Annotated in this window: 7 protein-coding genes; 6 read left to right on the forward strand and 1 reads right to left on the reverse strand. The window is 46.8% G+C overall.

Annotated features, from left to right (window positions below; all coding sequences use genetic code 11):
- The first annotated feature begins 446 nt into the window (after window positions 1-446).
- The 6 genes from BCT27_RS24150 (at window position 447) to guaD (ending at window position 9,181) form a co-directional block, all read left to right on the forward strand.
- Window positions 447-881, forward strand: a complete 435-nt coding sequence (locus BCT27_RS24150; protein WP_157939253.1) for a serine acetyltransferase — start codon at window positions 447-449, stop codon at window positions 879-881.
- Window positions 882-1,909: 1,028 nt separating this feature from the next.
- Complete coding sequence (locus BCT27_RS24155; protein WP_102397021.1) at window positions 1,910-2,644, forward strand: GntR family transcriptional regulator; 735 nt, start codon at window positions 1,910-1,912, stop codon at window positions 2,642-2,644.
- Window positions 2,645-3,082: 438 nt separating this feature from the next.
- Entirely contained in the window at window positions 3,083-4,567 is a 1,485-nt protein-coding gene (gene xdhA, locus BCT27_RS24160) for a xanthine dehydrogenase small subunit (protein WP_102397022.1), read from the forward strand.
- On the forward strand, window positions 4,557-6,962 hold the full coding sequence (gene xdhB, locus BCT27_RS24165; protein ID WP_102397023.1) for a xanthine dehydrogenase molybdopterin binding subunit: 2,406 nt from the start codon (window positions 4,557-4,559) through the stop codon (window positions 6,960-6,962). The genes xdhA and xdhB overlap by 11 nt, the downstream gene beginning before the upstream one ends.
- Before the next feature lie 9 nt (window positions 6,963-6,971).
- Window positions 6,972-7,841 carry a xanthine dehydrogenase accessory protein XdhC gene (xdhC, locus tag BCT27_RS24170; protein WP_102397024.1) on the forward strand — a complete coding sequence of 290 codons (870 nt, stop codon included), beginning with the start codon at window positions 6,972-6,974 and terminating at the stop codon, window positions 7,839-7,841.
- 17 nt (window positions 7,842-7,858) lie between these two features.
- The gene (gene guaD, locus BCT27_RS24175) at window positions 7,859-9,181 is read left to right on the forward strand and encodes a guanine deaminase (RefSeq protein ID WP_102397025.1); all 1,323 of its coding nucleotides are present in this window, start codon (window positions 7,859-7,861) and stop codon (window positions 9,179-9,181) included.
- Between the two features lie 85 nt (window positions 9,182-9,266).
- Here the strand turns inward: guaD and BCT27_RS24180 are convergent.
- Window positions 9,267-12,209, reverse strand: a 2,943-nt coding sequence (locus BCT27_RS24180; RefSeq protein ID WP_102397026.1) for a glycosyl hydrolase, incomplete at its 5' end; no start/stop codon positions are given.

Consider the following 12,209-nt stretch of genomic DNA (forward strand, 5'->3'; position numbering starts at 1 on the left):
ACATTTTTAATCAGACATTAACACAACCAACCCTATCGACCTCGTGTCATTCCAGATATAGATTATGTGAAAGACAACCAGCTTTGACTCTTTTAGAGGCCAAAAATACGATGAGCATCAAGAACAATCACATATACTCATGCCGCGATTTTTTAGCACTCGATCAAAGAAAAGATGCGATGTTACAAACAAAACGAAAGCCACAGCCCATTAACATAGTGCAAACAATCCCAACCTCGCAAAAGTGTTGAAGTCAGATCCCTGTTTTATTTTAAACTACATCCTTTAACTTATTCAAAATTGTCTTTAAATAGCTTATTATCATCCTCTAGCAACATAATAGATACAATCCAACTAGAGACGAGTTTGAGATGATATTGAACACATTCATCAAGAGTATTTTTAGAAGCCGGATATGCAAAAAGCTGAAATGTCACATTGAAATCATGAACTGGTTTCACTTTAAGGGCTATAAGCATTTAGCAAAATATTATGAAAGAAAAATAATATATAAGTATGGCTGTCATATCATGCCTGGGGTCGTATTAGATTCATCCACTCACTTGCCACATATCGTAGGAATAGTGATCGGCCGAGGTGTTATCATTGGCAAGAATGTTTCAATCTTACAAAATGTAACCTTAGGCTCAAGTATTGGCGAAAATTTACGTGGAAGTGATAAAACGATGCCTACAATAGAAGATAATGTGAAAATATTTTCTGGTGCCGTAGTCTCGGGGAAAATAACAATCGGACGCAATTCATTCATTGGTGCGAATGCAACTGTCACTAAAAACATCCCCCCTAATAGCCTGGTTGTGGGATTTAATGTTATAAAGCCACTTCCCGAAAAATTCAAAAATACAAATGAAAACCTATAAAAATAGCACTTTATTTTAATTAAATTCGTATAGGGATAAATTTTAGATACAAAACGTTGATGATTTAGTTTCTAAATTTCTAAAAATAAACCCTATTCATGCAATTACTAGCGCGACGGAAACTCTAATACTCGGTGCAATACCTTTTCAGCTCAAATGATGATCTGTCCTATTGCACCTCTTTAATCCCCGAGTAGAAATAAGAGCCTATGGATTACTAACAGCTCTTCGAGATTGAAAGATATATGCACATAATTTTCTAAAAAATGCCTGCCCCGTTATAAATTTCGAAACCTAAGTGCTATCTTTCGTAAAATTCAACGTAATGTTAGTTTGTCTATCAACTCAACAAAATGCTGGTAAAAACTGCTGCTCGATGACATTTCTCTCGCAAAAACCGGTAAATAACAGCATTAATTTGTTCTCAGCTTGGACACCGTTGCAGGTTCACATCGAGTTTGAGTAAATTGTTAGCACATCAGACTTATTGGCACGACGAACCAAAAGTGCGGATTCTTTGACAACAATAACTTAGCTACCCAAACAATGGGCAGAATCATTTATCACCAACTTGAACCACGGCTGTATCATAAAAACCTATTTCTAAGCATCTCCCTAGTATTTGGAAACAGTATCCACAAAGAAACAGAAAATTGAGTATGTATTAAAACAAGGCCAGCAGGCTAACTTTACGTCATTTTAGACAGTTAAATTCTGGCATTAACAGTTACAATAACGCGCTCTTTCGCGTGAGTAAGTATCCATACCACGCTAGAACGTTTTCATTCTTGGTCTTTTCTGTCTACTCTTGTGATTCGAACCTCTTCAATCCACCTCTCGCCCTATTTTCGCGGGCAATGCGCTAATTCCTCGACTCTAAAGTACAATTAGCTAATGCATGCTGTACAATCTGCTTATCTGATTCCATACAAAATATTCATGCAATTACATTTATGGTGCACAGTTTAAGGTCGAACGACAGGTTCTAGGTTCGAATTATTGCGTGACAGAGAGGGAAAAGAGGCCGTATGACAGGACTCATGAAAACAAACACGAAAAAAGACAAGATGTTAGGGCCAAAGCAAACGCAAGATGACATCGTTTATGGGCATATCTTTGATGCTATTTTAGAGCAGCGTCTTCCCCCTGGCACCAAACTCAGCGAAGAAGCCATGGGCGAAATTTTCGGTGTCAGTCGTACCATCATTCGTCGTGCCCTATTACGTTTGTCGGTAGAACAGGTGGTGAGCACACGCCCTAACAGAGGATCAATCGTCGCGTCACCAACCGTTCAGGAAGCACTGCAAATCCTGAAAGCCCGAGAAGTAATGGAATTGGCAATCATTGAGCTGGCAGCCGTGCATGCGACAAAAGAGCAAATCGCTAAGTGTCGCGCGTTGGTTTCTGAAGAGCACGAGGCTATTGCTCAAGGCGACACGGGTCGAAGCATCCGCCTTTCAGGTGAATTTCATATCGAGCTCGCGGCAATGGCGAACAATATTCCCTTGGCGAGTTTTCAGCGCAGTTTAGTGTCGCAATCTTCTCTGATCATCGCTCTGTACGAATCAAGCAAGCACACTAACTGTTCATTTGACGAACACACCCAATTGCTGGATGCGATAGAAGCCGGTGATAAGGTTCGGGCTGTAGCGATGATGAAATCACACTTGGAACATATCAAATCTAAATTAAAGTTGGATGAAGATAATCCAGTGAATGATCTTCATGCGGTTTTCTCTAACGTTGTGAAGAAAAAAGCCTAACATTTATTCACGTTTGCTAAGCCACTGTCTGCTCTCTGCCATAGAGGCCACAGTGGCTTTTTTAAGAATTCCCCTTCCTAGTTTTCCTTCCAATTCGGTTAGCACTTCTCAATCAAGTTCCCTTATCGTCTATCAACTAAGTGCCCTTATCGCGCATGCCGCTCTTCCGCATGAGGGTGACTAAAAAGCTTCCCTAAGCGGATAACGTGGTCATTTTCGGTTTTTTCAACAGTTATTGAAAACGATCAACCTCACACATTGTATACAATCCTCCACGCTTAGTATTATAGACAACCCCAACAATACAAATATCTTTATGTTATTTATGAATTTTATCGCCAACCACAAAGGTTGCAGGCTTGTTAACTAAAAGTTGACCAATCAGTCAGGTTTCATTAAGTTTGAATCAATGGATAGCCAAAACTTGCTGGAGGCAACGTGATCCGTTTTCTACTCAATCAAACATTACGTGAAGAATCGTCCATCTCACCGAATATGACGGTCTTAAATTACCTTCGTGAACACATAGCGAAAACCGGCACCAAGGAAGGGTGTGGTTCAGGCGATTGCGGTGCATGCACCGTGGTGTTAGGGGAAGTGGTAGACGGAATCTTGTCCTACCGAAGTGTTAACGCATGTTTAACGTTTGTCTCTGCGCTTCATGGCAAGCAACTCATCACCGTTGAAGATCTGAGAGATAGAAAGGCACTTCATCCTGTTCAACAGGCCATTGTCGAACACCATGGCAGTCAATGTGGTTTTTGCACACCCGGCTTTATCATGTCGATGTTCGCGCTAACCAAAAATAAGCCAAACGCAGACAAAGAAGAAACCTACGAAGCACTCGCTGGAAACCTCTGTCGATGCACGGGTTACCGACCCATCGTCGAGGCTGCATTGTCTCTTAGCCAGAACCAGCCTATTCGCGATCAGTTTGCTGAGTTGGAGAAAGAGACCATTGCACGTCTTTCCAACATCGCTCCACCTGACTTGGAGCATCAATTTGACGGGAAATCTGCATTTACCCCGCAAAACAGCGATGAATTAGCGGATGTATTGCTTTCCCACCCTAACGCCAAACTATTAGCTGGCGGCACAGATTTGGCCCTTGAGGTGACGCAGTTTTATCGTGACATTGATGAACTGATTTACGTCGGTCAGGTCAATGACATCAAAGTGGTGAAAGAGACGGATACACACATTGAGATCGGAGCAAATGTGCCTTTGACCGATGTCTACTCTGCGCTCACGCTGCACTATCCGGATTTCGGTACCTTGATCCAGCGCTTTGCGTCTTTGCAGATCCGCAACCAAGGCACTGTCGGTGGCAATATAGCCAATGCATCTCCCATTGGAGACGCGCCCCCACTGTTGATAGCGCTTGGTGCATCTATCACGCTTCGACGCGGAGACACAGTCAGAGATATCCTGCTTGAAGATTTCTTCAAAGGTTACAAAGTCACCGCGCTTCAGCCATCTGAATTTATTCACACCATTCGCATCCCCAAGCCGCAAACAAATCAAACGTTCAAAGCCTACAAGATATCTAAACGTTTTGACGACGACATCTCTGCCGTGTGTGGTGCCTTTCACCTGACGTTTGGAAACGATGCTGATAGTGACGTTGTCATAGGTGTGCGTATTGCGTTTGGTGGTATGGCAGCAACGCCAGCCAGAGCGACAAACAGTGAACAAGCTTTACTTGGCAAGCCGCTTTCAATCAACAGCATTCACGCAGCAATGGCAGCCCTTGAACAAGACTTTGCGCCCATCACCGATTTTCGCGCAAGTAAAGAATATCGATTGGAAACCGCTGCCAACCTTTTGTATCGCATGTATGCAGAACGCCGAGTCGCAAGCCATGCAGACAGTGCCAAGTCAGGTAACGCAATAGCAACGAGGGTTATTCATCATGTCTCGTAAAACATCACCATCAATGACATTAGAAGAAATGTCAGCACAGGCGAAACAAGATCTCGCAACGGGTGTGGGTAAATCTGTGAAGCATGAGAGTGCTGAGAAACAAGTATCTGGTGAAGCGCTGTACATTGATGATCGTGGCGAGTTTCCTAATCAGCTGCATGTTTACGCTTTGATGAGCCCGCACGCGCACGCCACCATTACACACCTCGATGTATCGCCCTGTTATGCGATTGACGGGGTTCATACCGTGCTTACCGCCGAAGATATTCCCGGTGAGCTTGATATCGGCCCCATTCTTCCTGGTGATCCTTTGCTTGCAGATGGAAACGTCGTGTACGTGGGCCAACCTCTTATCGCCGTTGCCGCAGACAGCTTAGAAAACGCCCGGAAAGGCGCACAAGCAGCGATTGTCGAATACAGTGAGCTACCTGCGGCGCTGGATGTTGAACAAGCACTGGCTCAAAAACTGTTCGTGACAGACAGCCACCAGCAAAAACGGGGGGATTCGGAAAATGCTATCGCAAACGCACCACACCAAATAGAAGGTGCATTACACATCGGTGGTCAGGAGCACTTCTATCTTGAAACCCAAGTGTCGAGCGTTGTTCCTACCGAAGACGGTGGTGTGATTGTGTATTGCTCCACGCAGAACCCTACAGAAGTACAAAAGCTCGTCGGATCGGTATTGAGCATTCCCATGCACAAAGTGCTGATCGACATGCGTCGAATGGGCGGTGGTTTTGGAGGCAAAGAAACCCAAGCAGCTGGTCCAGCTTGTATCGCAGCAGTCATTGCGGTGCAAACAGGTCGCCCTGTGAAGTTCCGTTTACCACGTCGTGAAGACATGATGATGACGGGCAAGCGCCACCCCTTCTACAACCAATACAAAGTGGGTTTCAATGATGATGGTCTAATCGAAGGCATTGAGATTATTGTATCGGGCAACGCAGGGCATTCTCCAGACTTGTCGCGATCTATCGTCGATCGTGCGATGTTTCATTCAGACAATGCGTATTTCCTCAACAATGCCACGGTGACTGGCCATTGCGTGAAAACCAACACAGCATCTAACACTGCCTACCGTGGTTTTGGTGGCCCGCAAGGCATGATGACCATTGAGCATGTGATGGATACCATTGCTTACCATCTTAAGAAAGACCCGCTCGACGTCCGCAAGATCAATTACTACGCCGACAACGAACGGGACGAAACACATTACTTCCAAAAGGTGGAAGACAACTTCATTCAGGACATGACGGAAGAACTTGAAGCGTCCTGTGAGTATCAAGCACGCCGCACCGCCATTGCCGAGTTCAATGCGGAAAACCCACTGTTGAAGAAAGGCATCGCCCTCACCCCGGTGAAGTTCGGCATCTCGTTTACTGCAACCTTTCTCAATCAGGCAGGCGCACTTGTCACTGTGTATACCGATGGCAGCATTTCGCTCAACCATGGCGGGACAGAGATGGGCCAAGGTTTAAACACCAAGGTCGCACAGATTGTGGCGGAAACCTTCAGCGTGAATATCGACACCATTCAGTGCACGGCAACCAATACCGAAAAAGTCCCGAACACATCGCCCACGGCGGCATCATCAGGCACTGACCTCAATGGTAAAGCAGCACAAAACGCCGCACTGACAATCAAACAGCGCATGGTGGATTTTGCCAGCAGCCATTTCAAGGTTGCACCAGATACAATTCATTTTAGTAACGGCATCGTTTCGTGCGGCGACAAAGCCACCATGACGTTTGCGGATTTTGCAGAACTCTGTTGGTTTAATCAGATTTCATTGGCTTCTACTGGTTTCCACCGCACACCGAAAATTTACTACGATCATGACGCGGCGCGCGGACGCCCCTTCTACTATTTCGCGTGGGGTGTTTCCTGTTCAGAAGTGCTTATAGACACCCTCACCGGTGAATACAAAGTGCTGCGTGTTGATGTTCTTCATGATGTCGGTGCGTCTCTCAACCCCGCCATAGATATAGGCCAAGTTGAAGGTGGCTTTATTCAAGGTATGGGTTGGCTCACCACCGAAGAGTTAGTGTGGAATGATGCCGGCCAACTCATGACAAGTGGCCCCGCCAGTTACAAGATCCCAGCCATTGCAGACACCCCTGAGATATTTAATGTGAATCTGGTGGAAAATCGCACCAATCCTGAAGACACGGTGTTCCACTCCAAGGCGGTGGGTGAACCGCCGTTTATGCTCGCCATTTCTGTCTGGAGTGCCCTTCGCGACGCAGTAAATAGCGTTTCTGAAAACGGAGAAGTTCCCTATCTCGCTGCGCCCGCGACACCTGAGCAGGTCTATAACGCGATCAAGCGTGTTCGCAAAGGAAAACGTCCGACGGAATTTCCGCTTTTCGAAGACACCTTGGCGACAAAATAAGGAGGCCATATGTTTAAAGACAACTGGATCCAAGCACTCGCGCAATTTGAAACCCAAGGCACACCTTGCGTCATGGTGACCGTCCTCGAAGACAAAGGTTCTGTGCCACGCGGGGCTGGGACAAAGATGCTCGTCACTGAGGAAGATGTGATCGCAACCATTGGTGGCGGACACTTAGAGCACATTGCAATGAAGACAGCGCGCGAGATGCTCATCAATGCAGACACCGACATGAAGGTGGAACAATTTAACCTTGGTGCACGACTTGGCCAATGTTGTGGTGGCATGGTAACGCTCAGCTTTGAACCCATTGGGCAGCCTCGGCATGTACTCGCCGTCTTTGGTGCGGGCCATGTTGCCAAGGCACTCATTCCCATTCTGGCCACCTTGCCTTTCAAGGTGTATTGGATAGACGAGCGTGAAGCGCAATTTCCCAATCACATACCCAGTAATGTTGAAAAATGGGCAACGGACGATCCTGTCGCAGAGGTCTCTTCTTTACCTGAAAACGCGATGTATCTTGTACTTACACATAATCATCAGCTTGATTTCGATCTCGCACGCGCCATTCTTAAACGGGGCGATAGCCGTTATTTCGGCATGATAGGTTCACTCTCTAAGCGCAAACGCTTCGATTACAGATTGCTTGAACGTGGGTTTTCTCAAGACGCCGTCAATACCATGATTTGCCCCATTGGTAATGCATCGGTCAAAGGCAAGCACCCTGCAGAAATTGCGGTGTCTGTGGCGGGAGAACTTATCGCTTGCTACCAAGGTGAAACTATCGGCAGTAAACGTCCAACCACCAGCACGAACAACGACAGTCAAGAACACGACGTAACGCGACCACCAATCGAACCGCTTAAACTCAAGGCGTAACAAGGAAGTCATCCAGAATGAAAGATCCCAAAACACGCTCTACCTATGCCTTTCGCGCCGCCATACTTCATAGCTTGGGAAACCCAACGGAGCGAGGCTTGGAAGAATCGTATGCATATTTCGACGATGGGATTTTAGTTGTTGCCGATGGGCATGTTATTCGGGTTGGAGATGCCAAAGACATTCTTCCCACGCTGGACGATTCGGTCACACTGACCACATTTGAAAACAAACTCATTACACCCGGTTTTATTGATACCCATATCCACTATCCGCAAACAGGCATGATCGCCGCCTATGGCGAACAACTTTTGGATTGGCTAAACAACTACACCTTTCCCGAAGAAAAGCGCTTTAAAGATATCGAGTATGCCCGCAAGGTTGCCGTTCAGTTTTTGGATGAGCTAGCGCGTAATGGAACAACATCCGCACTGGTGTTTGGCACCGTGCACAAAGAATCTGTCGATGTGTTTTTCCAAGAAGCCGAGAAACGCAACCTGCGCATGATTGCCGGAAAGGTGTTGATGGACAGAAATGCCCCCGAAGATCTCACCGACACCCCCGAATCCGGCTATGCGGACAGCAAAGCCTTGATTGAGAAATGGCACAACAAAGGACGACTTCACTACGCAGTGACTCCCCGTTTTGCACCCACCAGTACATCGGAACAATTGACCTTGGCAGGAAAGCTACTGCAAGAATACCCCGATGTTTACCTGCACACGCATCTTTCAGAAAATCCGTCGGAAATTGCATGGGTTCAGGAATTATTCCCAGACAGCGACAACTATCTTGATGTGTACGATCAGCACGGATTGCTCTCCTCTCGTTCCATTTTCGCGCACGGTGTTCACCTGTGTGATAGCGAATGTCAGCGCCTTTCAGATACAGGATCAGCAATTGCATTCTGCCCTACCTCAAACCTCTTTCTCGGCTCTGGGTTGTTTCCTTTAAATGATATGGAAGCCAGAGGCATTAAAGTGGGCATGGGCACAGATGTCGGCGCGGGTACAAGCTTTTCGTTACTGCAAACCATGAGCGAAGCCTACAAGGTGATGCAGCTACAAGGCGAAAAACTTCACCCACTCAAATCCCTTTATCAAGCCACGTTAGGCGGTGCGAAAGCATTGTCGATTGATGAACACGTAGGAAACTTTGAAGCAGGGAAAGAAGCGGACTTTGTTGTGCTCGACCTCCACGCAACGCAGTTGATGAAATTCCGCATGGAACACACGCACTCGTTAGAGGACCAGCTGTTTGTGTTGATGACCCTCGGGGATGATCGGGCCGTCGCGCACACCTATTCATACGGGCATTGTGTGTACAGCAAAACGTCTTGATGTTTTGATCTCAGCTACACGCTGCCTGAAACTGAAAACGGGGTGCCATTCAGGCACCCCGTTTTGGTTTATCACTATATGATGTTTAACGCTCAACCACCGTAAAGTCATTCGCCACTGCATTCACTGTTTGCCCATCACTGAACCGAACAGTTTGCGCTGAATCCGAGAAGTTATACACCACGTAAGTCATGGTATTACCGTTCTTGAATGCGACCGCTGTCGGAGAATCTGCAGTAAGCTCGCCCGTCCCGGTTTCTAATTGCCCAAGCGCCTTCCATGTATGGATCCAATGATAGGTATGGGCTTTCGACTCACCTTCTTCGGTTACATAGTTCGAACCCACGGTTTCGTAATCGGTAATCGATGCCTCAGCATCGGTCATTGCCCAAAGGTTCCACCAGATATCACGCCATTGGCCATCAACCAAGCCCGAAGGCTTGCCGTTGCTTGATTCTTCCAACCCAAGCGACACGTAATCTTCCATGTAATCCGCATGCTGGCCGACATGAAACACCAATGGGTTCAGTGGAAGACCTTGAATACCCAAGATGTGTGCGTAAGCCCCACTAAACCACGTTGAGAACGAGGTCCCATGCCCCCAAATGATCGATGTGGTAATGCGGTTATACCCTGATGGGAAGTTATCGTAGTCATCCCCTTTATCGGCGTAATTTGGCGAATCATTGCGGTAACCGTCGATGTTGTTCCAGTATTCCCAATACGCAGCACTGGATGAAGCATGCAAATACATGCCTTTTTCCGTTAACTCATCATTTTCTGTGATCAAACCATACAACACAATTGCGCCGTAAGAGTTCGCTGCTTCAGAAGTGGACTCATTGTTATTGCCAAGCGCAAAGTTCGCGTGGCCCGATGCCCATGAGAAACCGTTCGCTGGATCAAAGTTACGCAGATAAGGGAACATGTCATCCCCCTTGCTCGCTGCATAATCACGGATCAACAGCTCGATCATTGGTCCGTACTGATCAGCGCCACACCAAGCTTTATCGGTTCGACAAATTTCAGCCGCCGCGCGCACAAAATACCCATAGTGGAAATGGTGATCATTCAGTTGTTGGTGTGCACCAAAAGATTCTTCAACACCGAGCAGCGTCGTCCACGTCTCGTCGTACACGAAATATTTGATGGTATCGAGGCCACCCGAGGTGTCTGCAGTAAACCAATCTTCAAGTTCTGATTTCAACCATGCCGTTAGCGTATTGGCTTCAGCGTCCATTCCAATCGAACGTGCAATGGCGATTACTTCAGCCGCTTTACCGTAACTCTTACCTGACCAGTAGGTATCAGTATATGGGTTCCAACCGCTTGTGCCTTTGTTCATGTACTCAGTCACAAGGCCTTTTAGCAATGGAAGGTCATAGTTTTCTTCTAATGATGGCAGGTATGGCAACACGCCCACAAACGGGATGGTGTAACTAAATTCTGATACTTCAGCGAATTTCACCACACCACGGGCGCTTCGTACTTTGTGCTCACTCGTGGCAGCGGTGCTGTTTTTCCAATGCATCGGGTGCAAGCCGGCGATGGTTTCAACAGGCGTCCCTTCGCTATCGACATACGCATGAGACACAGTCACGTCATTGGTTGCACGATCGACGGAGTAATCAACATTCACATGACGAACCACATTCCTTGCAGGCCCTTCAAAGAAAGCACTTACCGTGTCTGACGGTGTGCCATTCCTCGAAGGGAGTAGTGACACCGTCACTTCATTTGCGTCATTGATAACGGTAATAGATGAACCCGATGCGCCAGTAAATTGCGTATCACCTTCACCCACAATCAAGAAATCGTTTCGATTGCCGGCAACGCTGGTCCAAATACCCAAGCTGTTATTTTTGTTGTAGAAAGTACCTTTCTCCACCCCGTCAGAACGAAGTGTTTTAATAACGATATTGCCTTGATACGCTTTCACATACACATACGGTGAGCCATGAACAAACGTTGCTTCCATCACTGGCGTGTTGTTTGAACTCCACTCGACCGTGACAGAACCGTCACTGTGGTCTTTGAGGTAACCTTCTAACTCAGTGAATTGCGAATTTGTAATTGCAATACCATCAAATACCTCATCAAACGGCGCAGGCACGGTATAAAAGAAAGTGCTTTCTCCGGCAGCTAAACCGTTTGGAATACCCATAACACGGAAGCCTTTGTTCGATACACGTGCCGTTAGAGGATCAGGCGTAATGTAGGCCGCTGAGTCAGCATCACCAATCGTCATTTCACCCAGGAAGGAAACAGAGCCCCACCATTTATGCGTCGGTACGGGTTGTTCTTTTATGTCATCAGCAAGGTGCGGGAATAACGGTACTGGCGTGGCAATGTTATCGCACGAGCCCGCTTCGGGTCTTACAACGCCCGCATTTGAAATCCAGAATCCATGATCCACTGTACAGCCGTAGCCTTCAGGGTTAAACGTATCAGAAATATTCCCTGCGCCGTATTGCGTGATCGTGTAATCACCTTGATAGGCATCAGAATTCTCGCCCGTATCTACAAGATAGACATCTGCGACATCCACAGTACCGTTAACAGGGAACATCAACCCTATCCAAGTCAGCTCTTCAAAATGTGGAAACGCCACTTCCATCTCTTTCCAACCGTTTCCTAAATCGGTCGCGGATGAAAGTGCATAAGTGATTTTTGATTCTTCTTCAGTTTTACTTTGAATGGACACATCTACCGTGGTTACTTGAGCAGATTTGAATTTGAAGCGCAGCACATCGTAAATACCCGCATCAGATGTCTCATTGTTCTCATGACCCCATGCAACAACAGCCCAGTCGCCTCCCCAGTTATTTCCACTGGTGACGCTGTATTGGCGATCATAATCACCGTCTACGACTTCATTGACTGTCGCACCGGAAGTCCAAGGGTTACCCTTGCTATCAAACTTAAACGAATCTTCCATTTCAGAATGAAACACGTAACCGCGAGTTTCCTCGGACGCATTATCGCCACCGTCCGTGCCTGAATCTGTGCCGCCGTCAGTATCGCCACC

Source organism: Enterovibrio norvegicus (assembly GCF_002876705.1).
GTDB lineage: Bacteria > Pseudomonadota > Gammaproteobacteria > Enterobacterales > Vibrionaceae > Enterovibrio > Enterovibrio norvegicus_B.